At 61.5% G+C, this 25,398-nt stretch carries 19 protein-coding genes; 9 read left to right on the forward strand and 10 right to left on the reverse strand.

What is annotated here, in order from left to right:
- Positions 1-12: 12 nt before the first annotated feature.
- The 3 genes from NMAG_RS09470 to NMAG_RS09480 all read right to left on the reverse strand — a co-directional run bounded on the left by NMAG_RS09470 (position 13) and on the right by NMAG_RS09480 (position 6,946).
- A complete protein-coding gene (locus NMAG_RS09470; RefSeq protein ID WP_004267474.1) occupies positions 13-2,142 on the reverse strand; it encodes a cation:proton antiporter in 2,130 nt (709 codons plus the stop codon).
- A 484-nt stretch (positions 2,143-2,626) separates the two neighbouring features.
- Positions 2,627-4,222, reverse strand: coding sequence for an HTTM domain-containing protein (locus NMAG_RS09475; protein ID WP_004267473.1), 1,596 nt, complete (start codon positions 4,220-4,222; stop codon positions 2,627-2,629).
- Positions 4,223-4,456: 234 nt separating this feature from the next.
- Positions 4,457-6,946: a DEAD/DEAH box helicase gene (locus NMAG_RS09480; protein WP_004267472.1), complete on the reverse strand. Its 2,490-nt coding sequence runs from the start codon at positions 6,944-6,946 to the stop codon at positions 4,457-4,459.
- A 118-nt stretch (positions 6,947-7,064) separates the two neighbouring features.
- Between NMAG_RS09480 and NMAG_RS09485 the strand changes: the two genes are divergently transcribed.
- Complete coding sequence (locus tag NMAG_RS09485; RefSeq protein WP_004267471.1) at positions 7,065-7,658, forward strand: flavin reductase family protein; 594 nt, start codon at positions 7,065-7,067, stop codon at positions 7,656-7,658.
- A gap of 29 nt (positions 7,659-7,687) precedes the next feature.
- Here the strand turns inward: NMAG_RS09485 and NMAG_RS09490 are convergent, their stop codons facing one another.
- Positions 7,688-8,899: an MFS transporter gene (locus NMAG_RS09490; protein WP_004267470.1), complete on the reverse strand. Its 1,212-nt coding sequence runs from the start codon at positions 8,897-8,899 to the stop codon at positions 7,688-7,690.
- 182 nt (positions 8,900-9,081) lie between these two features.
- Between NMAG_RS09490 and NMAG_RS22645 the strand changes: the two genes are divergently transcribed.
- Positions 9,082-9,216, forward strand: coding sequence for a hypothetical protein (locus NMAG_RS22645; protein ID WP_004267469.1), 135 nt, complete (start codon positions 9,082-9,084; stop codon positions 9,214-9,216).
- Between the two features lie 50 nt (positions 9,217-9,266).
- On the opposite strand, the gene dacB is transcribed toward NMAG_RS22645, so the two are convergent.
- The 3 genes from dacB to NMAG_RS09505 all read right to left on the reverse strand — a co-directional run bounded on the left by dacB (position 9,267) and on the right by NMAG_RS09505 (position 12,257).
- Entirely contained in the window at positions 9,267-10,793 is a 1,527-nt protein-coding gene (dacB, locus tag NMAG_RS09495; RefSeq protein ID WP_004267468.1) for a D-alanyl-D-alanine carboxypeptidase/D-alanyl-D-alanine endopeptidase, read from the reverse strand.
- A gap of 203 nt (positions 10,794-10,996) precedes the next feature.
- The gene (locus NMAG_RS09500; RefSeq protein WP_004267467.1) at positions 10,997-11,587 is read right to left on the reverse strand and encodes a hypothetical protein; all 591 of its coding nucleotides are present in this window, start codon (positions 11,585-11,587) and stop codon (positions 10,997-10,999) included.
- A 205-nt stretch (positions 11,588-11,792) separates the two neighbouring features.
- Positions 11,793-12,257, reverse strand: coding sequence for a DUF5518 domain-containing protein (locus NMAG_RS09505; RefSeq protein WP_004267466.1), 465 nt, complete (start codon positions 12,255-12,257; stop codon positions 11,793-11,795).
- A gap of 167 nt (positions 12,258-12,424) precedes the next feature.
- Here NMAG_RS09505 and NMAG_RS09510 point away from each other — a divergent pair, with 167 nt between their 5' ends.
- Positions 12,425-12,844, forward strand: a complete 420-nt coding sequence (locus tag NMAG_RS09510; RefSeq protein ID WP_004267465.1) for a hypothetical protein — start codon at positions 12,425-12,427, stop codon at positions 12,842-12,844.
- Positions 12,845-12,943: 99 nt separating this feature from the next.
- On the opposite strand, the gene glyS is transcribed toward NMAG_RS09510, so the two are convergent.
- Both glyS and NMAG_RS09520 read right to left on the reverse strand, forming a co-directional pair.
- Entirely contained in the window at positions 12,944-14,836 is a 1,893-nt protein-coding gene (gene glyS, locus NMAG_RS09515; protein ID WP_004267464.1) for a glycine--tRNA ligase, read from the reverse strand.
- Positions 14,829-15,680, reverse strand: a complete 852-nt coding sequence (locus NMAG_RS09520; protein WP_004267463.1) for a CBS domain-containing protein — start codon at positions 15,678-15,680, stop codon at positions 14,829-14,831. Before NMAG_RS09520 ends, glyS begins: the two co-directional genes overlap by 8 nt.
- Before the next feature lie 135 nt (positions 15,681-15,815).
- Between NMAG_RS09520 and NMAG_RS22080 the strand changes: the two genes are divergently transcribed.
- Both NMAG_RS22080 and NMAG_RS09525 read left to right on the forward strand, forming a co-directional pair.
- Positions 15,816-15,977, forward strand: a complete 162-nt coding sequence (locus tag NMAG_RS22080; protein ID WP_004267462.1) for a DUF7556 family protein — start codon at positions 15,816-15,818, stop codon at positions 15,975-15,977.
- Between the two features lie 120 nt (positions 15,978-16,097).
- Entirely contained in the window at positions 16,098-16,685 is a 588-nt protein-coding gene (locus NMAG_RS09525; protein WP_004267461.1) for a hypothetical protein, read from the forward strand.
- 262 nt (positions 16,686-16,947) lie between these two features.
- Here the strand turns inward: NMAG_RS09525 and NMAG_RS22085 are convergent, their stop codons facing one another.
- Entirely contained in the window at positions 16,948-17,106 is a 159-nt protein-coding gene (locus NMAG_RS22085; protein WP_004267460.1) for a hypothetical protein, read from the reverse strand.
- 523 nt (positions 17,107-17,629) lie between these two features.
- Here NMAG_RS22085 and NMAG_RS09530 point away from each other — a divergent pair.
- The 4 genes from NMAG_RS09530 (at position 17,630) to NMAG_RS09545 (ending at position 25,303) form a co-directional block, all read left to right on the forward strand.
- A complete protein-coding gene (locus NMAG_RS09530; RefSeq protein WP_004267459.1) occupies positions 17,630-18,049 on the forward strand; it encodes a PPC domain-containing DNA-binding protein in 420 nt (139 codons plus the stop codon).
- A 1-nt stretch (position 18,050) separates the two neighbouring features.
- The gene (locus NMAG_RS09535; RefSeq protein WP_004267458.1) at positions 18,051-22,496 is read left to right on the forward strand and encodes a DNA-directed DNA polymerase II large subunit; all 4,446 of its coding nucleotides are present in this window, start codon (positions 18,051-18,053) and stop codon (positions 22,494-22,496) included.
- 314 nt (positions 22,497-22,810) lie between these two features.
- Positions 22,811-23,797, forward strand: coding sequence for a bile acid:sodium symporter family protein (locus NMAG_RS09540; RefSeq protein WP_004267457.1), 987 nt, complete (start codon positions 22,811-22,813; stop codon positions 23,795-23,797).
- A 105-nt stretch (positions 23,798-23,902) separates the two neighbouring features.
- Entirely contained in the window at positions 23,903-25,303 is a 1,401-nt protein-coding gene (locus tag NMAG_RS09545; RefSeq protein ID WP_012996614.1) for an FAD-binding oxidoreductase, read from the forward strand.
- The last annotated feature ends 95 nt before the right edge of the window (positions 25,304-25,398 follow it).

Genomic DNA, 25,398 nt, shown 5'->3' on the forward strand with positions numbered 1-25,398 from the left:
CACCGGTGGCGATCAGGAGAACCGGAGGAACTGCCGGTCGTCCGTTTGCTCTGCCACCGCCGGATACAGTATCACGAAGTTCCCCTCGGTGAGCCGCGCGATTCGCGCTGGCAGTGTCTGGAGCTCCGGATGCCATCCCGTGTCTGTCCGGCGAGAGCTCAGACAGATGATCAGGTCGCCCGCCTCACCTGCGCTGCGAAGCGGTTGGGTCAGGTCATCCCAGTCCGCGACCGTGTCGAACTCGACTGGCTGCTCCGGTGCAATGGCCTCCATCAGCCGTTCGAACTGCGGCGACTCCTCGCCAACCATAACGCCGTGGATCGGCGCTCCCGTCTGCTCGGCGACGAGAGCCACCGTGTGCAGCGCTTCGGCGATCCCGTCGTTGCGAGCCACGTTCGGCGGGAGCACGAGCACGATCCGCTGTGTCGTATTGAGACGGTCGCGAATCCGCGCCACGAGCGCGAGCTGCGTCGTTCGCCGGAGCACTTGATCGATCACGTGACCGAACACCCGCTGCGTCCGCGCTCGAGCCCCATCCCAGCCGATCACCAGCGTCGTGATGCGATTGTCGAGCACCGAGCCGACGATCCCCGAAGCGATATTGTGGTTTACGCGAGTGTGCGTCTCGAGTGGCACCTCTGCAGCCGCGGTTTCGTCTGCTAGCGTTTCGAGCCGCGTCTCCGCATCACCGACTGCAGCGGCGGTCTGCGTGACCGTCTCGGGACGGACGACGGTGACCGCGTGGATCGGTTCGTCGGCTCGCTCGTCGCGAATCGCCATCGCGAGTCCGAGCAGTGAGCGGGGGTCTCTCGAGTCGTGTGCCGCCGGGACGAGAATTCGCTGTGGGGCCGTCGCCGGGTCGTACGGTTCACGCTCGCGCGCACGAGCAATCTCTGCACCAGTTCGCTGGACGAGCGTGGGGCTGAACAGGCTGACGACGAGGATCATCACCACGACGCCGTTGATCATGTGCTGGCCGAATCCGTCGACGCCGGCGTCGAACCCGATCTGGACGATCGCAAGCGCCGCCGCGGCCTGGCCGACGGAGAGGCCGAACATGCTGTAGACCTCGTTGCGGTCGTAGTCGTACAGTCGACCGGTCGCCCACGCGGCGAGGTACTTCGTAGTGACGACCATCCCGAGCAGCGAGCCAGCGATGAGGAGCGTTTCGGTCCCCTCGAAGAAGACCCGTGCATCGACGAGCATGCCGACTGACAACAGAAAGAACGGGATGAATAGCGCGTTGCCGACGAACTCGATGCGGTTCATCAGCGGCCCAGTTTCGGGAATGAGGCGATTGAGCGCCAATCCGGCGAGGAACGCGCCGATAATGTGCTCGACGCCGACGAGTTCGGCGAGGATTGCACAACCGAACAGGACGGCGAGGACGAACAGGTATTCGAAGTAGCTCTCCTCGCTATGAATGCGAAAGAACCAGCGCCCGAGCCGTGGCACGACGAGCCAGACGCCGACGAAGAACACGGCGAGCCCGGCCGTCAACTGCACCCAGAACGCGGCGTCTAGGTCGCCGCCGACTGCGGCGATCACGATCGCAAGCACGAGCAGCGCGAGGGTGTCGGTCAGGATCGTTCCGCCGATGGTCGCAGTAATGGCCTCGTTTTTCGCGATGCCGAGCTGGGTGACGACCGGATACGCGAGCAGCGTGTGTGAGGAAAAGATCGCCGCGAACAGCGACGCGGCGGCAACGGACAGGTCAAGCACTGCGACGCCGACCACAGTGCCTACAACCTGTGGAATCGTGAACGAGAGCAGTCCGAAGACGATACTTCGGTCTCTGTACGCGACGAACTGCGTGAGGTTGATCTCGAGTCCGGCGATGAATAGCAAGTAGATCAGGCCAACCTCGCCGAGCACCTGGATCGTCTCGCCGCGCTCGAGGAGGTGGAGCCCGTTCGGGCCGATTACCGCGCCGACGAGTATGATGCCGACGATGCCCGGCAGCCGATATCGTTTGAGGACCAGCGGTGCGATCAGGAAAATCGTCACTGCGAGCCCGAAGATCGCAACGGGGTCGTCGAACGGAAGGGTCAACGCTACGGAACCCTCGAGTAACCACGTCAGCGGTAACTCCGCGCTGAGCGGCGACGTTGTCGACAAGCTGTCTGATCCGGCGAGTGACACTGGCTGCTGTTATCGTCTACGGCAGGGCCTGTAACGGGTTCGCGTGCATATGCCCGCTGCCTGCTTTCAGACCGAACAATAACTGTGGCTACCGAGCACTCACAATCAACACCGCACTATAGTAACAACTGCAACTAGTTACACACTGCTCGCCGAGCAGGCTGGCGATCAGGTGTGCAGTGGCTTGCAGTGGCTACTATAGTTGAGCAGTATGCGCAATTTCCTCCTGATACGGTACCGACCACGGCTAAAGCCGTAGGTTTCCGCGCTGCTCCTGTATGAACTGCACGGGGTCGGCACAGAGACTGCAGCCCCCGTCAGAGAGGCAGGTTGGCGCATCGCTCGGACTCCCGTCGGTCATCGGTCATCGGTCATCGGTCATCGGTCATCGGTCATCGGTCATCGGTCATCGGTCATCGGTCATCGGTCACACCCATGTAGCCTCGCCAATTCGGGGTTCCAGTGTTGACAGCGTGCTTCGCCCTCACTCGCGTGGCAGAGGAATTGTCTCGGGTTCCTCACCGTGGCAGTGATATTCATAGATGATACCGCTGCGGGAGTCGCGTTCATCCGGGTCGGAAATCGTGTCCATCGTAATCGACTCGACGATCCGATGTACCGTGAGTTGCTCAAGCTCTGCGCCGTTGTCACTCTGCCAGGTTTCACAGTAGTGTGCTGCCAGATGGGACGGAGCGTCGTTTCTGTCGTGGAGACCGCCGCGGCGAACGCTGTTCATATAGAAGCGCTCGCGATAGGTGCTGTACTGTTGCTGTAGCTCGTCGTAGGGCCGCTCTCGAGTTACTTCCCTGTCGTCGTTGTAGACGTCGACGTACTCGCCGTCAGTTGTCTCTGCTGCGAAGACGAAGTAGTTATCGCTGGTTCGTGGTGTCGGGGCGAAAACGCTCCATTCCGGTTGATCGATGTTCAACGCTACGGCGCGGTCTTCGATCTGTTCGTCCGGTGAGACGGCTTCGTTCACGGCGTTTCCAGCTGGAAGGTATGCAAAGAGTGTAACGATGATCAGCGAGAGCACGATAACGCCGACGCCGACATTGTACAGGTGTGCTTTCGCCGTCGTTATCTGTGGCTCGTCGATCCGCACTCGCGGAACGCGAGCGGCAATTCGCTCGAGGTCGGCTGTCCACTCGGTGTACGCTGCTGGGTCGATACCGAGTCGCCTGGCGGCTAGCTCGGCATCACGCCAGAGCTGTGGCTGGAAGAATAACACGAGCCCTGCCAACGCGACGTACGGGAACGCGCCGATACGGACAGTCACAGCGAACATCGCGTGGCCGCCGACGAACAACAGAATCAGCGGGTATCGTTGTCGGCCGATTAGGATGATCAGAAGCGGTGAGAGCATGAGCATGTAGTACCACAACAATCCGCCGTACTCGAGCAACGTCGGGAACTCGCGGACGTACTCCGCGAGCAAGAACGTCATATCGTCGAGTCCCATGATGAGCGGCGTCGCCTCACCGCTGGTCCACAGACTTTCTTGGGACTTGTGGTACCAGTTAAGAAAGTACATATAGACCATCTGTCCCATCGCGAAGAAAGCCATGATGCCGGCGAATGACGGTCGTGGCTCGCGGTCAGCGTGGACGGCGTCGACCGACCAGCGCTCGCCAAGCGGGAGGAAGATCGCCCAGAAGAAAAGCAGGCGAAACAGCGTATCGGCATAGCTCAACACGAGCGGATTGTGGTGGTCGAGCGAGATGACGAACAGAAACGACAGAATTGTTGCCAGTCGCGTTTTGTAGCCGACAATCAACTGTAGTGCAAACAGCGCCTGTATGACCATCAACGCCGCAATCTGTGTCGGACTCGAGGCGTAGTAGTAGAGCGAAAACGCGTTTTCCGCGGTCATCTCGACTGCTAACTCCTGGGGAACGACCCCTTCTCCCGAGTAGAAAAAGGCGAAGTTTCTCGAGCGCAACACAAGATCGGCGAGGACGAGCGCGCCGAGGAATATCCGGAAGACAGCAAGTGAGCGGGTGTCGATCCGGATGCAGTCACGGAAGTTCGTCTGGATCCGTTCGCCGATCGCCCGAGCCTGCTGTGATAGTTCGCGTGACATGCTGCTGTGAGGTGTCGACGGTCCCGTGGTCGGTCTCAGTGCAGTCGGTTGCAGTCCGAATTTCGGACGTTCGCTGATGGATGCGGAAGAACCGAACTGTTGAATCGCGGGCCGTATTGGTTGTTCAGTCGACTCGTTATTCTAATTATAAATGCCTTCTGTTTCAGCGAACTCGACAGACAGTGTTCGTGGTGCCGGACGGTATACAGACCGCTGATCACACCAGAACTGCGGTTAAGAGTAGTTGCTGTAGTCGCTCCCAATCACTTCGCGCATCCGTTCAGCAGTCACCTGTCCGACGCCGTCGGCCGCCTGCAACTCGTCTTCGGTCGCGATCATCACCGCTTCAACCGTGCCGAACTCCTCGAGTAGCGAGCGCGCCGTCACCGGTCCAATTTCTGCGATCGAGGAGACGACGTACTCCTGTTGTTCGGCCAGTGTCTTCGACTGCTTCTCGCCGTGGACCGAGACCTCACGGTCTGAGAGTTTCTGTTCCCGACCTGCGATCACCGCGAACAATTCCATCGTCTCCGCTTCTCCCTCGGTTCGGAGCACGCTCGCGCCGAAGTCGACAGCCAGACTCGAAAGCGACCCACGAATCGCGTTCGGGTGGATGTCCCGCTGTTCGTACAGGCCGTCGCCCTCGACGACGACGATGGGCCGGGCGTAGTGGCGAGCCATCGCACCGACCTGCTCGAAGACGGAGCGGTCACCGCCGACCAGCGAGTCGACGAAGTCGGCGACGGACTTGCGTTCGACGACGACGCGATCCGAGAGGACGTAGTCGCCCACGTCGAGCGTCTCGAGTCGAACCTCGATCTCCTCACGTCGGGAGAGGTCGCGGGCGATGTTGGCGTCCATCTCGCGCTGGTCGGCGACGATTTCGATCGCGTCGCCCTCGGCCGACGGCTCGTGCGTCTCCACGTTGTCGGTCTCGCTGTCCGAGTCGCCGTCCGCCGTTTCATCGTCGTCGCTGGCCGCATCGAACTCCCGCAGCCCTGGCTGATCCGAACCCCCTCCGCTTCCACTGGAAGAGTCGGAGACTGCGTCGGGATTGGTGGTGTTTTCGTCTACTTTCACTTCGCTTTCGTTTTCGTTGTCAGCAGCACCACTGGCGCTACTCGAGTCCCCGCCGAAATCGGCGAGCGACTGCTGGGACTCGTCGAGTTCCTCGGCGAGGTCGTCGGCCATCCCTTTCAGTTCGCGCAGTTCGGATTCCATCTCCTTCTCGCGGCGGCGGGAGATCCAGAAGTAGGCCTCGTCGCGGGTGTCTTCGGCCATGAGGACGACGACACGGCCCTCGGACTGGCGGCCGGTCCGGCCCTTGCGCTGAATGGACCGAATCGCCGTGGGGACCGGTTCGTAGAAGAGCACGAGGTCGACTTCGGGCACGTCGAGCCCCTCTTCGGCAACCGACGTGGAGACGAGCACCTCGAACTCGGCGGCGCGGAACTCGTCGAGCACTTCCTGTTGCTGTTTCTGCGTCATACCGTCTGACCCCTCGCGGTCGCCTTGCCCGACGAAGCGCTTCGCGTCGAAGCTATCCGAGAGGAACGCCGTCAGCGCCTCCGCCGTGTCTCGGGACTCGGTGAAGACGATCACGCGCTCGCCGCCCTCGAGTCCGAGCGTTTCCGCGAGGAGCATCCGCGTCTTGCGGTACTTGGGATGTAACTCGTCGAAGCTTTCGGCCTTTCGCATGGCCTCACGAACGCGCGGGTCCGAGACCATCCGCTGGCTGGCCTTCGACGCGCCTGAGGAGCGGGCCTGGTTGCGCTGGCGGTCGAAGTACCGCCGCAGAGCCTCGACGCTCTGTGTTTCGACGAGCGTGACCGCCTGGCGGAGCTTCATCACCTCCGCGTGAACCGACATTCCCTTGAACCCCTCCGACTGGTCGTTGTTGATTAACTGCTGTAACTCGGCGCGCATCCGGTTCAGGTCCTTCTGGGATTGGTCGGGCTGGGTCGACTTCGCGACGCCCAGTTCTTTGAGTTTCTCGAGTCGGTCTGTGATCACCTCGTTCAGCGCGTCGCGGATCTCCAGCACGTCGTCGGGGAGGTCGATCCGCTCCCATTCGACCTCCGTGTCGTGGGTGAACTCGTCGACGTCTGCGTCCTCCTCGGTCATCACCTCGACTTCCTGTAGGCCGAGGTTCTCACAGACCTCGAGGATCGCCTCCTCGTCGCCGCCGGGCGAGGCCGACATCCCCGTCACGAGCGGGTCCGTCGCGTCCGCGTGGTAGCGCTCGGCGATGTAGTTGTAGGCGTAGTCGCCGGTCGCGCGGTGGCACTCGTCGAACGTCAGGTGGGTCACGTCGGCGAGCGAGATTCGGCTCCCGACGAGGTCGTTCTCGATCACCTGCGGAGTGGCCATCACGATCGTCGCCTCCTCCCACAGTTCGGCGCGGTTGTCCGGGCTCACGTCGCCGGTGAAGACGACGATTTCCTCATCGGGTATCTGGAGCGCTTCGCGGTAGAAGTCGGCGTGTTGCTGGACGAGGGGCTTTGTCGGCGCGAGCATCAGCGACGTGCCGCCGACCTCGTCGAGTCGTCGCGCCGTCACGAGCAGGCTTACGGTCGTCTTGCCGAGGCCCGTCGGGAGACAGACGAGCGTGTGACCGTTCGCGGCGGTCCCGGCGAGTTTCAGCTGGTAGAGGCGGCGCTCGAGAAAGTTGGACTCGAGTAGCGGGTGATCGATTGAGGGCGGCTCCTCGTCCTGGGCTGCCATTGGCGGCGGCTTCGACGCGGGTCCGGTTAAGGATTGAGAAAGCATGGTGAAAGTGAACTGTGCTGGTCGGGTTGCCCCAGTGCGAACATCTACCACGACCGGGACGAATGGACCGGACATGCCGGAACACGACATCGAGTCGCTGACGCCCCGTGAGCGCGCCCGAATCATCAAGTCTGCCGTCGCACCGCGGCCTATCGCCTGGATCAGCACGACGAGTGTCGATGGCGTCGACAACCTCGCACCGTTCAGCAGCTACAATTATATTTCCTCCGCGGAGCCGGTCGTCCTCTTCAACACGCCGTACGCGGAGGGCGACGACCAGAAGGACACGCCGCGGAACGTACTCGAGACGGAGGCGTTCGCGGTCAACGTTGTGCCCGAGGCGCTGGCCGAGCAGATGGACACGACCTCCGCCGACCTCGACGCCGACGAGAGCGAGTTCGAGTTCGCTGGCGTCGAGCGGGCCGACTGCGAGCGCATCGATGCGCCGCGAGTCGCGGACGCTGCGGTCACGATGGAGTGTACGCTGTACGACTCGCTGCGCGTCCGCGACCGACTCGTAATTCTGGGTGACGTCGAGTACGTCCACGTCGACGAGTCGGTGCTGACGGACGGGCAAATCGACGCCGCGAAGATCGATACGGTGGCTCGCCTCGGCGGGCCCTACTACACTGACAGCGAGCCGATCGAACTCGAGCGCCAGTTCTGATTTACATCTCTCGTTCCGATTCTGACGCGCTACCCCTCCGGCAACCAGTAGACGAGCACCATCGCACCGACCGCGAGGACGGCCAGCAGGATGTACCCCTCGTTGAAGAAGCCGCGGTCGGCGAGCGCGCCGAACAGGACCGGACTCGCCGCGCCGATGGTCATGTAGAACGTCCGCAGGAAACCGAGCCCCGTCCCCTTCATGTCCGCCGGAAACGCCGCCGTCATGTACGTCAGCGTCATCGTCCCGTAGCCGAGGATACTGCTGAGGAGGATGGTGCCACCCACGATGGGCCAGAATCCCTCCAGAAACGGCAGCGCTGCGAGTGCGAACGCGATGACGCCGAGCACGGCCGGCAGCGAACGCCGAATGCCAAACCGGTCGTACAGATTCCCCGTCACCGGCTGGACGACGATGCCGAGCGCGAAGAAGGCGCTGAACAGCCCCGTCGCGACCGTCGGTGAGAACGCCTTGATCTCGATCAGATACGTCGGGTAGAAGCCCGTAAATGCCTGCCAGATGCAGTAGGTGAGAATCTGGATTGCCGTGACGACGATGATCGCCCGCCGGCGCAACTGGACGGCGACGTAGCGGACCGTCTCGAGTGACATGCTGTCGACCGCGCTTGACTCGCTGGAGGTACGGTTCGGGACCACGAGCCAGAGAAAGAGGGCAGCGAGTCCGAAGACGGGGACGGCGAGACCGAAGCCGAACTGCCAGGCGAGCGTCGCTGCAATCGCGCCGGCGACGAGCGGCAGGACGGCGTTGCCGACCTCACCCGCGGCCATCGTGACGCCGATTGCGGTGCCGTCGTTGTTGGGGAAGACAGCGGAAAGGATCGTGAACCGGGCGACGCCGTAGAGTGCGGTTCCGAAGCCGAAACAGGCCGTTGCGACGAAGACGACCGGTGCTGAACTGGCGACGGCGACGAGTCCGAGCGTCACTGCTGAGATGACTGTGCTGGTGACGAGGACGTTCCCCTCGCCAAGCCGATCCGCGAGGATGCCACCCGGAAGCTGTCCGAGCGCGTACGCGAGCCAGAGCACGGTCAGCAGGAAGCCGGCCGTCGTCAGATCAAGTCCATAGGCCTCCTGAAGGTACGGCAGTAAGACGGGATACGCGAGACGTACACCGATCGAGAGGAACCAGCCGGCCGCGACGGCGGCGAGGATCTTGCCACGCCTGCCGGTCAGAAACGTTCTCGCACTCGATAACGATTCGGACCGAAACAGGTGTGCCACAGTCTGGCTCAGCCGTTGGCTTTCGCTGCCTATGATAGCATCTTTCCGGTACGATGTTGCCGATATCGATACTCGAACTCGATGGAGTTTCATTCGATGCAGTTCTACTACCAGCCCACTTCTTCGGTACTGCACGCCACCGACCAATGCTTTTGTTGCTCCCTCTCGTACGTCGTGATACCATGTGCCACTGCTTCGACGCAGTCGACGACCTGTCCGAGACGGAACGTGCGGACATCCGCGCCGAACACAGTATCGACGAGCTCCGGGCGGAGTACTCCGCCGACGAACTCGAGAAGCTCGGTGTCAGTGGTTGAATCGCTTCACGACTGCACCGGCAGTCGCTCGACACTGATTTTGTCGCGGCTCAGCCGCTTTCCTCAGCGATCGCTGTGACGAGTTCGTCCACTCGTGGTGACGCACCGTTGGCCCGTTCGCCCGTTAGATTCGCCGCGAGTACCGCGAAACTCGTCGCGGGTTCGCCGTCGTCTTCGATGACGCCCGCGAGACACGTTACGCCGCGAAGCGAGCCGGTTTTCCCACGAATCGTCGCGTCGACATCTCCGAGCCGGTTCCGAAGTGTGCCGTCCTCGCCGGCGACTGCCATCGTCCCGTAGAACTCCTCGCCCCAGTCGGCGTCGAGTCCCCACTCGATCATCGAGACCACGTCGCGCGCCGAAGCCAGGTCGTGTCTGGACAGCCCGGAACCGTCGCGGATCTGTGGCGTCTCCGCGCCGGCCGCCGCGAGCGTCTCGTCGAGATACGCCTCCCAGACAGACCAGGAGCCGTTTCCGGTTCCCTCGCGCTCGTAGGCAACCGTTCTGGCGATGTTCTCCGCAACCATGTTGTACGACCAGTGGTTGACCCCTTCCGCAATGTCGGACAGCGGTGCCGACTCGTGAGTCGCCACCTCCTCTGTGAGTTCGATCGGCACGTCAGTGATCTCGATTTCGGGCTCCGGACCGCCGCCACCCGGCGTGATCTCGACGCCCTCGTCCGCGAGCGCCCGCGCGAAGACCCTCGCAGCGTGCTCGTTCGGCGTGGCAACCGGGACCGACGCCGTCGCCTCGTCGTCCGGCACCATCCGCCCGTTCACCTCGGCTGTATTTGTCCAGTGGTTGGGCGTCGTTATCGTCACGAACCGGTCGCTGTCGACGCACTCGAGTTCGATCTCGACATCGACGAGCCCCGAGTCGGGTTCGACCGTGTGTTCGAACTCGCAGGTGTCACCCTGCCGAGAGACCGTTATTTCGGCCTCGTTGTGGTTGACGACGAACGCCGAACTCTTCGAGCCGTACGTGTTCACCGCGTCGCCGAGCGTCCATGCTGGCGGGTACTCACCGTCGTCGAACGCGGAGACGTCGACGACGAGTCGATCGGTGACGCGCTCGATGCCGGCGTCGGCGACGGCTGCTGCGAGTGCTTCGAGATCCGACGCCGTGAGATCCGGATCGCCGCTGGCGACGACGCCGAGCGATTCGACGACGCGCTGATTTCGGCGGTCGCCGACGACGCCGACGGTCGTCTCGTACCGATAGTCGGGGCCGAGTTCGTCGAACGCGGCCGCAGTGGTCAACAGCTTCGCCGTCGACGCCGGCTGAACGGGCCGTTCGGATCCACTATCAGCGATTACGTCCCCGGTTTCGATGTCGCGTGCGAAGACACTGATTGCTGCCTGATCGAGATGGTCGAACACGTCGCCGGCGTCGACCGGTGGTCCCTGGTGGGCTTGCTGAGTCTGCTCGCCTTGCTGCTCCTGGTCGCTCTCCTCTGTCTGTTCTTCTTCCCCCTCATCCGCGGCGCTGGCCTGACTCCCTGCTACCAGCCCCGTAACCGCTGCTAGTCCCGTTGCCTGTACGAATCGCCGTCTATCGAGCGTGAACGCGCTGAACATAGCCCGGACTCGAATGGGTGATACTAATTACTAACCACCATCCCTAGCATGCTAGTTGGTAACGAATACAGTCACGAAGCGCAACTGATTGTGTCCGGCCGCTGCTCAGTGTCGGCCAGCGAAATCAAAAACAGCCCAGACCGAATCGACCCGCTTCAAATCGGAACGGCCCCAATTCAGACCGAGATGAATCCGAACCCGCTTCAGACCGGGACGAACTCGAGTACAACCCACGCGAGCACGCCGGCGTAGATCGGAATCGTCAGGTTGTCGTCGACGATGAAGTCGCCGATCTGGACCTTCACGCCGTCGGCGATGGTCGCGCCGAGGGCGGCCGCGAGGACGGCGAGCGGGGTTTCATACAAGAAGGGCGCGGCGATGATCGCGCTGACGACGAACATCGTGACGAGTACCTTCGTGCTCTTGACCCGCCGCAGCGTGTTGTCCGACACGGCACCGCTAATCGGATCGCCGATCGCGAGCATCAACATCGCCGGCAGCGCGATTTCCTCCGGGAAGAGCAAGACCACGATGGTCATACTCACCATGTAGTAGCCATAGCCCGCGAACTGGTCCTGTTCGTAGTCGCGAGTCAACTTCTCGTAAATCCAGAGGTCGAGTCCGACGTTCAATCGGACGAACTCGAGTGCAATCGTGCCGACGGCGAGGACCGTCATCAGGACGCCAAAGCGTTCCCAGGTGAGGCCGAGGTCGAGGTAGGCTGCGAGCAGGTAGAGGGCGACCAGGCCGGCCCCACTCGAGTGGACGAGTCGTCGTTTGAGTTCGTCGGCCATCGTTTCGTTTCTGTCTCTTCCGTCGGAGGTGGTGACCTTCAGTGCGTCGGTTACGTTTGGGACGTGACTGTCGCCTCTGTGGTTTGTTCTGGTTTGTTGGTCGTGATCTATAGTAGCCACTGCAAGTCACTGCACACCTGATCGCCAGCCTGCTCGGCGATCAGTGTGTAACTAGTTGCAGTTGTTACTATATTATCTGAATCCGTTACGCAGACCGTCGCTTCTTGGTGAGGCGGTAGGATAGCCACCGACCGATATACGCGCCGATGCCCCCGATCAGTGCCCCGAACCCGGCGGCAACGGGGTACGCAATGAGTAGCAAGACGATCGATTCGAAGACAACGGCCTCGATGCCGAACGTCAGTGCGCGTTCCGTCATGGTGAGAAGCAGCGTAATCGGCCCGAGAACGAGGACCGGAACTGCACCCGCACAGCTACCGGCTTTCAGCGCCTCCTGTCGCGGCCCGGCGTAGAGTGCGCCGGCGAGAGCGCCACCAACGAGTTGTCCATAACCGACCGAGTACGAACTTGTGAGGTGCCCAGTCATATTGTACTCGACGATGTTCAGGAGGGAACACACGATTGCACCCCAGAGAACGGCCGCCGCGAACGTGCCGCTCGTTATCGAGCGAACAATTTCGTCCTGCAGGGTGGACTGCTGGTGGGCCATCGCTTGTCGAAACCGTCGCCACCAACTGATAAAAGTCCTCTGTTCACGTATCACAGTCGACAACTCTGGTCCGACGAGGGTTGGTCGAGGTACGTTCGATTCCCTCTTCCGAGTGTCGTGTCTGATACCCAACACACTTTTCGTATCGGGTGGAAAACCGTTACAAAATGAACTCGACTGTATTGCGCGCGGTGTTTCCGGATCGCCCGCCGACGAAAACCGATGTCGTCTCAGGAGGCCTCGCTGGTGGCCTTGCACTCCTTCACGGAACCTGGCCCGCTCCGGGTAACGGGTTACGCTGGGAGTGGATTGCGCTCGGGTTCGTCCTCGGTGCAATCGTACTGGGACCGGTCGCACAATCGCCGGTCGGGAAGCGGATCGGGGCGATGGCTCGCGATCTCAGCATTGCCGCCCGTCTCGTCGTGATGGCGATCGTCATCACAGTGACGCTCGTACTCGCTACTGTCGTTTTTCCAGACGTGATCTTTCGCAACGTCTCCATCGGTATCCTTGCAGTGATCCCGTTCTACGTCGTCGGACACGTTGTCGTTGCCAGAGAACTCGGCGGCTGGCAGACAGCGTCGTAGTCGGACTCGGAGTCCCCTGTTCTCCGACCGCTGTCCCCGCTTCTTTTGTTGACCCTATTCCCCATCCTGTTCCGTTCTATCGCTCTTCCATTCCCTCTGTCAAAGTTCGTCGAACTCGAGTTCTCCAGCCCGAAGCTCCGCCATGATTCCGGGGAGCTCCGACACCGACAATCGCTTCTGGTCCGTCGTATCACGTTCGCGGACGGTTACGGTGGTCTCCTCGTTCTCGAGTGTCTCGTAATCCACGGTCACGCAGAACGGCGTGCCGACCTCGTCCTGGCGGCGGTAGCGCCGACCGATGTTACCCGAGTCGTCGTAGGTGACCGAGAGGCCCACGTCCCGGAGGTCTGCGACGATTTCGTCCGCGGTGGACTCGAGTTCGTCGTCGTTCTGGAGCGGGAAGACGCCGACGAAGGTGGGTGCGACTTCGGGGTCGAGCGCGAGGTAGGTGCGCTCCTCGCCGTCGACCTCGTCCTCCGCGTAGGCGTGGTGAAGGACGGTGTAGACGAGTCGGTCCACACCGAAGGAGGGTTCGACGACGTGTGGGAGGATGTGCTCGCCGGCCTCGGTCTGTTCCTCAACCGCGAAGCCGGTCTTCTCGACAGGGATCTCGTGGCGCTCGCCGTCGAGTTCGATCTCGACGCTGTCGCTGTCTCGCGGCTCCGTCCCGTCGCCGCTCGACTCTTCCGCGGCGTCCTGCGCCGCGCTCTCGAACGCAGTCCGGTCTCGGCCGGCGAGGGACTCGAGTTCGTCAACAACGTCCTGTGCTGCGCCGCCGAACTCTGGACCCAGATAACTCATGTCGGGATCGACGGTCGCGCGCTCGACAGTCTTCGGTTCGTCGTACTGCCGGAAGACGGTAAAGCGGTCCTCGGAGTACTCGGCGTGTTTCGAGAGGTCGTAGTCGCTACGGTAGGCGAAGCCAGCCATCTCGATCCAGTTGCCATCAATCTCGCTTTCGGCGTCCCAGCAGTCCGCTGCGTAGTGGGCGCGCTCACCGGAGAGATGCTGACGGAACCGGAACCGGTCCATGTCGACGCCGACGGCGTCGTACCACGGTTTCGCGACGCCGAGGAAGTAGGCGACCCACTCGTCACCGATGATGCCCTCGTCGACGGCCTCTCCGATGGTCGTCTCGATTTCATCGCCGTCCGCTGCGTTCTGCTCGGCCGCCGGATAGAGCGTCACCTCGACGTCCGCGACCGCTTCGAGGTCCGGTTCGTCCTCCTCGGGATCGACGAAGTACTCGAGTTCGGCCTGCGTAAATTCACGCGTCCGAATGATGGATCGGCGGGGGCTGATCTCGTTGCGGTAGGCGCGGCCGATCTGGGTGACACCAAATGGAAGTTGGTTCCGGGCGTACTCCTTGAGTCGCGGGAACTCGACGAAGATGCCCTGTGCGGTCTCGGGGCGGAGATAGCCGGGCTGGGAGTCGCCGGGGCCGATGTTCGTCGCGAACATGAGGTTGAACGTCTCGACGGCCTGGTCCGCCAGACCGGCACCGCAGGAGGGGCAGACGAGTTCGTACTCGGCGATGACCTCCTCGACTTCGGGGATGGGGAGGCTCTCGGCGTCCTCGTACTCCGTATTGTCTTCGACGACGTGGTCCGCGCGGTGACTCTCGCCACACTCGGGACACTCGACCAGCATGTCGTCGAAGCCGTCGAGGTGGCCCGAGGCCTCAAAGACGGGTTCGGGCATGATCGTCGGCGCGTCGATCTCCATGTTGCCTTCGGCGACCGCGAAGCGGTCGCGCCAGGCGTCCTCGACGTTGCCCTTCAGGGCTGCGCCCTGCGGACCGAAGGTGTAGAAGCCGCCGACGCCGCCGTACGCGCCCGACGACTGGAAGAAGTAGCCCCGGCGCTTTGCGAGTTCGACGAGTTTCTCGCTGGTCTGTTCGTCTGGCGCGGCTGGTTCTGCATCTGCGTCCGTCTCTGTGTCTGGCGCTGCCTCTGCATCCGTATCCGCCGTTTCCTGCTGTTGTTCACTCATAGAGAGCCTCCAGAATATCCACGTCACAGACGATGCCGACGAGTTGCTCGCCGGTCACCATCGGAATCTGCTCGATATCGTTGCTGATCATCTGCTGTGCGGCCTCCTGAATCGTCTTCTCGGTCGAGACCGTCACCACGTCCTCGCTCATGAACTCCCGTACAGGACCGTTTGGAATCTCGATATCCCGCGTCGGGAGGTAGCGACTGCCGACGCCCTTGATCCCCTCCCAGGACCACTCCGAGTCCTGATCCGGGAAATTGTTCCCAGTCTCTTCTTCGCCCTCGACGATGCGGGCGACCTCGATGATGTCGACCTCCGTGAGGACACCGCTCATCCCACCCTCGTCGTCCAGTGCGATCGTGTAGGGAACGTTCGCGTACGACAGCCCACGCTCGGCGACCGACAGCGGCGCGCCCTCGTAGGTCGTGTTCACGTCCTCGCTCGCGTAGCCGCCGACGGTGTCGTCTGTCTCCTGGTCGCCCGTCGCGATCGCGTGGATCACGTCCGTCACCGTGATGATCCCCTCGAACTCGCCGTCGACGACCGGAACGCGGCGCGCGCCCTCCTCGACCATCGTTCGAGCGACCTCCTCGAGTGCCGTCTCGCGCGTCGTCGTTGGCACCTCGTCCATCAGCATGACCAGCTGGTCCTCGTCGGGCTGTTCGATCAGCGTATCTCGGGAGACCAGTCCGCGGTACTCGGGGCCGTTGTCCGTCGGTTTTACGACCGGCACTGACGAGAACGACCGCTCCTGAAGGTACTCGAGTACGTCCGAGCGAGTGCCTGGCAGGTCGACGGTCACCACGTCCTCGCGGGGTGTCATCGCGTCGGCTACGTTCATGTCCCCACAGTAGGGCAAAAATGAGTATAAACCCAGTGTTTCGTGCGCCCGCGCTCGGCGTTCGTGTCAGTTCATTTGTGTCTTCTGACGGGTCGATTCGACGAGCTTATATGTCTCGGGTTGTCACTCTCTACCATGGTGTCGAAACCCCACACCACAGCGGCAGACGAGACGGTCGTCGGCTCGATCGATTCGACGGATTCGAGCGACGAATACGTCATTGCGGATATTTCGGCCGACGACGCATGGCTCTCCATGCGAGCGGACGAGGCGATGACACTTCCAGCGTGGCGATAGGGGGGTTTCGATCGCTCGACACGGTGGGGGCCTGTCGGGCTGCGGTGCGGTGGGGTCTTTCGTCCACGCTGTCGATATTCTGAGATAGCGTTTAGTACGTCCTCGATGACGTCGTAGTCGATGGTCGATCACCAGCGCACAGACAGCGGACGTGACGGCGGTCGAACCGGCGGAGGACGGCCGCGTGGGTCCAGCGTCGGCTCTGGTCCCGGTCCCGGAGCCGCGCCTGGTTCCAACTCTGGAACCGGACTGGAGTCCGCGTCCGATTCTCGGTACTCGATCACGTCGTTGCTCTCGTCGCCCGTCCCCGGGCCACTCGCTCGGCGAGCGATTTCGGTGTCGGTGACGAGCGACCGCGACGTCTATGCACAGGACGAAGCCGTCTCGTTCACCGTCGCGTTCCGAAACCGACTCCCGGTTTCGGTCGCCGTGCCGACGCCGCGTCGCCGACGCTGGGACTGGTCCGTCGACGGCGAACTGGAGGCGAGCGACGAGCGCCGCGACTTCCAGTCCGTTCCCTCTACGTTTCGATTTAGCGCGGGCGAGCGAAAAGAGATCCGCGTGACCTGGAACGGCCGATTCGAGCGGACCGTGGACTGCCACGAGTACGTCGTCCCAGAACCGGGTGAGTACGAGATTCGGGCGTTTGTCGCGACCGAGGACGGCCGGTGTCAGCCGAGTGATTCGACTCTTATCTGCATTCGGTGACTGGCCTCGCTGTGCAGTAGTTCACTGGAGAGGGTATCTCGGGGGACGGCGTGTAGCAATTTGCCACATCCCACGTCGTGTGTCAGTTCGATTTCGCCGTCCACAATTCCAACTCCGTATTCTGGCTGCCATCATCACGCAGCCAACTGCTTGCAGGTGTGTGCTGTGGGAGACGAGACAGAGAGCGTTGAACACCGGAGGGCGGGTCGCCAGCGGGTGGTGCATCGGCCCGCAGCCGTTGGTCGGGAGTGTCGGCTGTCACTTACCCGGTGAGGAAGCCGCCCGGCGGAATGCGCGTCGATGGGCGACCGTCCTCGTCAGCGCTGTTGTCGTCGCCGAATTCGGGTGAGTGCTTGACTGTTCGTCGAGCCTTTGCGACCGTGCGGTTGCAGGTGGCAACCATAGCGAGGATATTACTCATACACGAGTTAATAGCGACGCTGTCGATATAAGTATTTATGAGATGGAAGATCATGTGCTTCTCGAACGTGCCTTTCTGGTCTTTCTGAACGGCAACTGGATAGAACGTTATCTAGAGGGACTAAGATGCTATATCCGAACTAACTACTTCTAGAGTAAATAGTACCCCTCTCACTGTATGCATTGTGACCATTCTGTCTCGGCACTCGACCAATCACACCACGATCAGTGACGAACATGACAGGCAATGAACTGCGACCCACCGCCATACTCCGGGTCACTCTCGGAGACAGACCGCTCTCGCGTACGACTGTTTGCAGGCGACCTCGACGATATTGCCTGTTCAGCATCGACTCGAGTAGCAACGTCGTCGCAGACGACCAGGCCACCACTCGCGACTGGCCACGACGGTGATCGTCTGCCCCCGTCGGTGGCTGTCTCGTCCGAGGCTCTCTCCACCGTCACATCATCCGCGACTGACTGGAACAGTGACCTTTTTCCACCGGCACATACAGTATCGCTGTATGAACTACCGAGCCGTCGACACCGACGCGGAGTACGTCGCCCGCCTCGACACCGGCGCGGACTGGCGCGCCGAAATCGAGTCGCTCGCTGACGAGGTCGCGGCCGATGCCGCCTGGTTTACCGCCCTCGGTGCCGTCCAGGACGCTGAACTCTGGTTCTACGACCAGGACGAGTGTGAGTACTACCCCATCGAGTTCGACGAGCCACTCGAGGTCGCAAGCTGTGTTGGCAACGTTTCCCTGCTGGACAACGAGCGCTTTGCCCACACCCACGCTGTCCTCTCGGACCCCGACGGCACCACCTACGCCGGTCACCTGAACGAGGCCACCGTCTGGGCCGGTGAGGTCCACATGCGCGTCTTCGAGGAGGGCCTCGAGCGCGAGTACGACGAGACGACCGAGCTCGACCTCTGGCTCTGAGATGCGCGCGGAAGACGAACGATACTTCGAGCAACTCGAGTCCCAGCTCGAGGAGGCGTTCGACGTCGCCGAGCGAGCCAAAGAGCGCGGCGGCGACCCAGAACCCGACGTCGAGATTCCGACTGCGCGGGACATGGCCGACCGCGTCGAGAACATCCTGGGGATCGACGGCGTCGCCGAGCGCGTCAGGGAACTCGAGGGCGAGATGTCTCGCGAAGAGGCAGCCCTCGAACTCGCGGAGGATTTCGCAGAAGGGCGCGTCGGTGACTACGAGACGAAAGCCGGCAAGGTCGAGGGCGCGGTTCGAACGGCGGTTGCCCTGCTTACGGAGGGTGTCGTCGCAGCACCGATCGAGGGGATCGACCGGGTCGAGATTCTGACGAACGACGACGGGACGGAGTTCGTCAACGTCTACTACGCCGGCCCGATCCGGTCTGCGGGTGGGACGGCACAGGCACTCTCCGTGCTGGTCGCAGACTACACACGCGCGCTCGTCGGCATCGAGCAGTACGAAGCCAGACAGGAGGAGGTCGAACGGTACGCGGAGGAAATCTCCCTCTACGACAAAGAGACCGGCCTGCAGTACTGCCCGAAGGACAAGGAGGCGAAATTCATCGCCAAACACCTCCCGATCATGCTGGACGGAGAGGCGACCGGCGACGAGGAGGTCTCTGGCTTTCGCGACCTGGAGCGAGTCGACACCAACAGCGCCCGCGGCGGGATGTGTCTCGTGCTTGGTGAGGGGATCGCGCTCAAAGCCCCCAAGATCCAGCGCTACACCCGAAATCTGGACGAGATCGACTGGCCGTGGCTGCAGGATCTGATCGACGGTAATTACGCAGCTGACGCAAGTGATGGAGACGACACAGCTGACGCAGCTGGCTCAGATGACGGAAGCAACGAAGCAGATACGGACGAGAACGCTGAGAACGACGGCGATGATACCGACGGTGACGAAACAGAAGCCGACGAAAGCAGCGACGAAGCCGCTGTCACCGACGAGACAGATACCTCCGACAGCGAACCGGTCGGCCCACCCCGGGCCGAACCGTCGAAGAAGTTCCTCCGGGACCTGATCGCCGGCCGCCCAGTCTTCACGCACCCCAGTTCGCCGGGTGGTTTCCGACTCCGGTACGGCCGCGCGCGAAACCACGGCTTCGCGACCGGCGGCATCCACCCCGCGACGATGCACCTCGTCGACGACTTCCTCGCGACGGGGACCCAGATCAAGACGGAACGACCCGGAAAGGCCCACGGGATCATCCCCGTCGACAGTATCGACGGCCCCACGGTCAAACTCGCAAACGGCGACGTTCGCCGAATCGACGACCCCGAAGAGGCCAAAGAGATCAGAAACGGCGTCGAGAAAATCCTCGATACCGGCGAGTATCTGGTCAACTACGGCGAGTTCGTCGAGAACAACCATCCGCTCGCCCCCGCCTCCTACGTCTACGAGTGGTGGATCCAGGACATGGCGACCGCCGGCGCGGACGTGCAAGCCCTCGAGGACGACCCCCGAATTGACCTCGAGTTTCCCGACCCAGCGGAGGCACTCGAGTGGGCCACGGAATACGACGCACCGTTGCACCCCCAGTACACCTACCTCTGGCACGACATCTCGGTCGAGTCGTTTTGCACCCTTGCCGACGCTGTCGCGGAGGGGTGGGTCGAGGCTGAACCCAGGGAGGGTGCAGGTACGGGAGCGAACGATGACACCCTGGTACTCGAGTGCACCGAGTCAGTGCAGGAGGCACTCGAGACGCTCATCCTCGAACACCGCCAGCGACCGGACGAGAATCGAATCGAGATCGACGACTGGCGGCCGTTCGCTCGAACGCTCGGCTGTGAGCCACGGCAGGCGGTTGCGGACGGTGCGGCGCTGGATTCTGATGTGGGGGATGCAGATTCGGACCAGGCCTCGGACTCGAACTCGAACTCGAACTCGGACTCGAACCCGAACGCAGCCCACGACAACACGCTCCCCATCGAACTCGAGCGCACCTGGGACGACGACGACCTCTCGGAACGCGCCCGCACCTGGGGCCACGAGGACGAAGCCGACGGCGCCAACGCGATCGAGGCAGTCAACGAGGTTGCCCCCTTCGAGGTTCGCGAACGCGCACCCACACGAATCGGGAACCGGATGGGTCGTCCGGAGAAATCCGAGCGCCGCGACCTCAGCCCACCGGTCCACACCCTGTTCCCCATCGGCGAGGCCGGCGGCGCACAGCGCAACGTTGCCGACGCGGCTAAACACGCCGAAACCATGTCGGACACGCCCGGCATCGTCGAGATCCAGATCGGCCGCCAGCAGTGTCCCAGCTGTGGGACGGAGACGTTCAAAAACCGCTGTCCCGACTGCGAAACGCGAACCGAACCCGACTACCGCTGTCCCGACTGCGACCAGTCGCTCGAGCCAGACGATTCCGGCCGCGTCGAATGCGGCCGCTGTGAGATCGAAGGCACCTGTGTCGAACCCCGCGAGATCGACATCAACGACGAATTCCGGAGTGCACTCGAGTCCGTCGGCGAGCGAGAGAACGCCTTCGAGATCCTGAAGGGTGTCAAGGGGCTGACCTCGCAGAACAAGATTCCCGAGCCGATCGAGAAGGGGATCTTGCGCGCCAAACACGACGTCTCGGCGTTCAAGGACGGGACTGTCCGCTACGACATGACGGACTTGCCAGTTACGTCCGTCCGTGCAAACGAACTCGATATCGACGTCGGGCAGCTACAGGCGCTCGGCTACGAGGAGGATATCCACGGTGACCCGCTCACCCACGAGGATCAGTTGGTCGAACTCAACGTACAGGACATCGTCCTCTCGGACGGCGCAGCCGAACACATGATGCAGACGGCCGACTTCATCGACGACCTGCTGGAGCAGTACTACGGACTCGAGCCGTTCTACGAGATCGATGACCGCCAGGAACTCGTCGGCGAGTTGGTGTTCGGGATGGCACCCCACACGAGTGCTGCAACTGTCGGTCGGGTGATTGGTTTCACGAGCGCAGCGGTCGGATACGCTCATCCGTACTTTCACGCCGCGAAACGCCGGAACTGCTTCCATCCCGAGACGGAGATCGTTTATCGTGAAGGGGAGTCGCGGTCTATTTACGACAAGCAGCAGCTCGAATCCGATGACGGGTTGCCACCCGAGGAACGTCCACAACGGGACAGTATTCGCACCTTCGTCGAGGATCGACTCGAGAACCCGGAGCAAGACGATTTCGGTACGGAATATCAGGAGCTCGATGACGATGTCTGGGTACTCTCGTACACAGGTGTGTGCTGTCCGAAACGCGTGACGACCGTCTCGAAGCATCCGGCACCGGATCATCTTCTCTCGATCACGACCGAAAGCGGCCGCAAACTCCGAGTGACACCGGATCACACGATGCTTCGGTTCGACGAAGATTCCTCGGATCGCCTCTCACAAGAATACTGGAAGGCAGAGACGGTATCGGCTCAGGAACTCTCCCCTGGTGACGAACTTCCAACGCCGTCGCCTGTCGGGGAGCGTACAGTCGATGACTTCCTGTTCGGTCCCGTCAAGGAGATCAACGACTTCCCGCCTGCTGTCACAGGCTGGGATGTGATCTCTGATATCGAAATTATTGAATCGGATACTGATTACGTATATTGTCTGGAAGTAGAGAGTTCGAACACGCTCTCAGCGAATGGAATAATCACAGGACAGTGTGATGGCGACGAAGACTGTGTAATGTTATTGCTCGACGGACTATTGAATTTCAGTAAATCATTCTTGCCTGATAAGAGGGGTGGTAAGATGGACGCACCCCTGGTCATGTCCTCCCGGATCGATCCCTCCGAAATCGACGACGAGGCCCACAACATGGACATCGTCTCCCAGTACCCTCGCGAGTTTTACCTCGCAACCCGCGAACAGGCCGATCCGGAGGAAGTCGATATCCAGATTGGCGAGGACACGCTCGGAACCGACGGCGAGTACACCGGCTTCGAGCACACCCACGACACCACCGACATCGCGATGGGACCGGACCTCTCGGCGTACAAGACGCTCGGCTCGATGATGGACAAGATGGACGCCCAGCTCGAACTCTCGCGGAAACTCGCCGCCGTCGACGAAACTGACGTGGCCGAGCGAGTCATCGAATACCACTTCCTTCCGGACCTCATCGGAAACCTTCGCGCGTTCTCTCGGCAGGAAACCCGCTGTCTCGACTGCGGCGAGAAGTTCCGACGGATGCCACTGACCGGCGACTGTCGGGAGTGTGGCGGTCGCGTCAATCTCACCGTCCACCAGGGATCGGTCAACAAGTACATGCAGACGGCGATTCAGGTCGCCGAGGAGTACGACTGCCGGGACTATACCAAGCAGCGACTGGAAGTACTCGAGAAGTCACTCGAGAGTATCTTCGAGAACGACAAGAACAAACAGTCCGGTATCGAGGACTTCATGTAACTGCCATCGGCTGATTTTGGCCTGGCGTAGACTGCTCGAGGTCGTTTTTGGCGGTCGTTCCCTGGCCGCAGGCAGTGAACGTGTGTCTGTGTGTGTCTGTGTGTGTCTGTGTGTGTCTGTGTGTGTCTGTCGTCCCCTGCACTCTGTGCGGAGTTGCTCGTGGCACGTTCTGTCCCCTAGGCACTGTTTCGCTGGCCTATGTCCGTTCAGGTCGCCTTTTCTAATACCTGGTCCTATGTTAGCGGGGATAATTCCAACCAACTACAACCTCATCCGGTACTTATTTGGATGTTTGATTGTGTTATAGTCACGCAATGACGACAATGGATGGAGTGAAGAAGGGCAGCCAACTCGTGACGAAGTTCTTCGTTCTCTGGGTGATTATTGCGGCGGTGTTAGCATTTGCACAGCCAGAGAGTTTCGCCTGGCTTGGTGATTACATCTCCTACCTGTTAGCGATCGTAATGCTGGGGATGGGGATGACGCTTACCATCGAAGACTTCAGACGGATTCTCGAGCGACCACGGGACGTCGTTCTTGGAGCGGTCGCTCAGTGGGTCATCATGCCTATTTCTGCGTACGCGCTGGTCGTCTTCCTCTCGCTTCCGGCAGAGATTGGAATTGGGCTTATTCTCCTCGGTGCAGCACCGGGTGGGACAGCATCGAACGTGTACACTTATCTCGGCAAGGGGGACGTGGCGCTCTCGGTGACGGTGACGTCGGTGACGACGCTCGCGGCACCGATCGTGATGCCCGCCTGGATTATCCTCTTCGTCGGCGAACAGATCAACGTCACCTTCGGTGAGATGTTCCAGGAAATCGTTCTCATCGTCGTGATTCCGGTTATTCTCGGCATTATCCTTCGCCGTGCTCTCGACAAACGTGCACCGCGGGCCGCAGAAGCGGGGCTGACGGTGTTCCCAGCGATCAGCGTGCTTGCAATCGTGACGATCGTTGCTGCCGTCATCGGCGGGACTGTCGATAATCTCCTCACAGCGAGCGGTATTGTGATTCTCGCTGTCCTGATCCACCACGCGATCGGCCTCGCGTCGGGGTACGGCACCGGCTATCTCACGAATATGTCTGATGCGCGCTCGCGTGCGCTCTCGTTCGAGGTTGGGATGCAAAACAGCGCGCTGGCAGTCGCAATCGCCGCTACGTTCTTTTCACCGCTCGCGTCACTGGTTCCCGCCGTCGCGGTCGTACTCCATCAGATCGCAGGTCCTGCAGTGGCGTCCTACTACGCCAGTCAGGACGACGAAACGCTCTACGAGGCGACGACTGACGCTATCGGCGACTGACGTTCGGTTTCCGTTTTCAACATCGATAGTCACACTTCAGTGTCACTTCGTTTCTCAAATTGTCCGCATCACCACGTTTAATGGAGCATATTCGAATTATTATGCATGTCAGAACGTTTGGAACAGATCTGTGAGGAACTGGATCCCGGACAGTATTCGTTCACCGATGCGGATCGATTCGAACGGTCCCACGACTGGGGGACTGACGAGGAAGACGGCGTCTATCCGGACGTCGTCATCTGGCCCGAAAGCACTGCCGACGTTTCGGCCGTTCTCGCAGCGGCAAACGATGCGGGGATCCCAGTGACACCGTACGCGGCCGGGACGAGCCTCGAAGGAAACGCCGTTCCACTGCACGGCGGCATTAGCCTCGACCTGACTCGGATGGACGCAATACACGATATCCGGCCGGATGCGCTGCAGATCGATGTTGGACCCGGAATCTACGGCGACGAGATCAACGCCGCACTCGAAAATCACGGACTGATCCTTCCGTCGCTTCCGTCCTCCGGGAAGATATCCACGATCGGCGGAATGATCGCAAACGACGCCTCCGGCATGAAGACGGTGAAGTACGGTGAAGTCGCAGATTGGCTGCTCGAGGCCGAGGCTGTGCTCCCCTCTGGCGAGGTACTCACAGTTGGGAGCAAGGCAGCAAAGACTTCCTCGGGGTACAACGTTCTCGATCTCCTCGTCGGGAGCGAGGGTACCCTCGCGGTCGTCACCCGTCTCACGCTTCGCTTGACCGGCCGACCCGAACAGATCTGGGCTGGCCGCGCAACCTTTTCGAATCTGCACGACGCTGCTGACGCCGTGTTCGACGCCATCCGTTCGGGCGTCGACGTGGCCAAGATCGAACTGATCGACTCACTCAGTGCCGAGATTGCAAACACACGACTCGATACCGATCTCCCCAACTCGCCGATGGTCTTTCTCGAGTTCCACGCGAATCAGCACATCGAAGCCGAAGTCGACTTCTGCCGGACGGTGTTCGACGCACACGACATCGACTCGTTCGAAATCGCCGAACAGGATCAGGAGATGGCGGCGCTCTGGGAAGCGCGCCGCGAACTGGCCGACGCGGTTGAGCCGTACGACCCTGACCTCTCGCCGCTCACCCCCGGCGACGTCACCGTTCCGATCGACCGGTTGCCCGATATCGTCGACTACATCAAAACGCTTGGCGAGGAACACGACATCATGATTCCTTGCTTCGGGCACGCTGGTGATGGGAACATCCACTACTTCGTGATGGTAGATCCTGACGATCCGGCGATGGTCTCGACCGGGCAGGACGTGTCCAAGCAGATCGTCGCTCGTGCAGTCGAAATGGGGGGAACTGCGACCGGGGAACACGGCATCGGCATTGGAAAGCGGGAGTACGTTCCGACCGAGCACGACGAGGCACTGGTCGCCACGATGCGCTCGATCAAGTCGACGTTCGACCCGAACGGAATTCTCAACCCGGGGAAGATTTTCCCTGATGAGTCGGACTCTCAGCGGTAGGCGCTGACGCACTGTCGTCTGCACCTGATTCTATATCTCGATATACGATTTATGGCCTGCAGAGCTGCCTGTATCGAAGCACCGATATCGACCCG

Origin of the sequence: Natrialba magadii ATCC 43099, assembly GCF_000025625.1 — an archaeon.
In the GTDB taxonomy this organism is placed as follows: domain Archaea; phylum Halobacteriota; class Halobacteria; order Halobacteriales; family Natrialbaceae; genus Natrialba; species Natrialba magadii.

Bases quoted from the DNA above. Each gene is read 5' to 3' on its own strand.
- NMAG_RS09475 (WP_004267473.1), bottom strand. From the start codon at position 4,222: ATGTCACGCGAACTATCACAGCAGGCTCGGGCGATCGGCGAACGGATC.
- NMAG_RS09480 (WP_004267472.1), bottom strand. From the start codon at position 6,946: ATGGCAGCCCAGGACGAGGAGCCGCCCTCAATCGATCACCCGCTACTC.
- NMAG_RS09485 (WP_004267471.1), top strand. From the start codon at position 7,065: ATGCCGGAACACGACATCGAGTCGCTGACGCCCCGTGAGCGCGCCCGA.
- NMAG_RS22645 (WP_004267469.1), top strand. From the start codon at position 9,082: ATGTGCCACTGCTTCGACGCAGTCGACGACCTGTCCGAGACGGAACGT.
- dacB (WP_004267468.1), bottom strand. From the start codon at position 10,793: ATGTTCAGCGCGTTCACGCTCGATAGACGGCGATTCGTACAGGCAACG.
- NMAG_RS09500 (WP_004267467.1), bottom strand. From the start codon at position 11,587: ATGGCCGACGAACTCAAACGACGACTCGTCCACTCGAGTGGGGCCGGC.
- NMAG_RS09505 (WP_004267466.1), bottom strand. From the start codon at position 12,257: ATGGCCCACCAGCAGTCCACCCTGCAGGACGAAATTGTTCGCTCGATA.
- NMAG_RS09510 (WP_004267465.1), top strand. From the start codon at position 12,425: ATGAACTCGACTGTATTGCGCGCGGTGTTTCCGGATCGCCCGCCGACG.
- glyS (WP_004267464.1), bottom strand. From the start codon at position 14,836: ATGAGTGAACAACAGCAGGAAACGGCGGATACGGATGCAGAGGCAGCG.
- NMAG_RS09520 (WP_004267463.1), bottom strand. From the start codon at position 15,680: ATGAACGTAGCCGACGCGATGACACCCCGCGAGGACGTGGTGACCGTC.
- NMAG_RS22080 (WP_004267462.1), top strand. From the start codon at position 15,816: ATGGTGTCGAAACCCCACACCACAGCGGCAGACGAGACGGTCGTCGGC.
- NMAG_RS09525 (WP_004267461.1), top strand. From the start codon at position 16,098: ATGGTCGATCACCAGCGCACAGACAGCGGACGTGACGGCGGTCGAACC.
- NMAG_RS22085 (WP_004267460.1), bottom strand. From the start codon at position 17,106: ATGAGTAATATCCTCGCTATGGTTGCCACCTGCAACCGCACGGTCGCA.
- NMAG_RS09530 (WP_004267459.1), top strand. From the start codon at position 17,630: ATGAACTACCGAGCCGTCGACACCGACGCGGAGTACGTCGCCCGCCTC.
- NMAG_RS09535 (WP_004267458.1), top strand. From the start codon at position 18,051: ATGCGCGCGGAAGACGAACGATACTTCGAGCAACTCGAGTCCCAGCTC.
- NMAG_RS09540 (WP_004267457.1), top strand. From the start codon at position 22,811: ATGACGACAATGGATGGAGTGAAGAAGGGCAGCCAACTCGTGACGAAG.
- NMAG_RS09545 (WP_012996614.1), top strand. From the start codon at position 23,903: ATGTCAGAACGTTTGGAACAGATCTGTGAGGAACTGGATCCCGGACAG.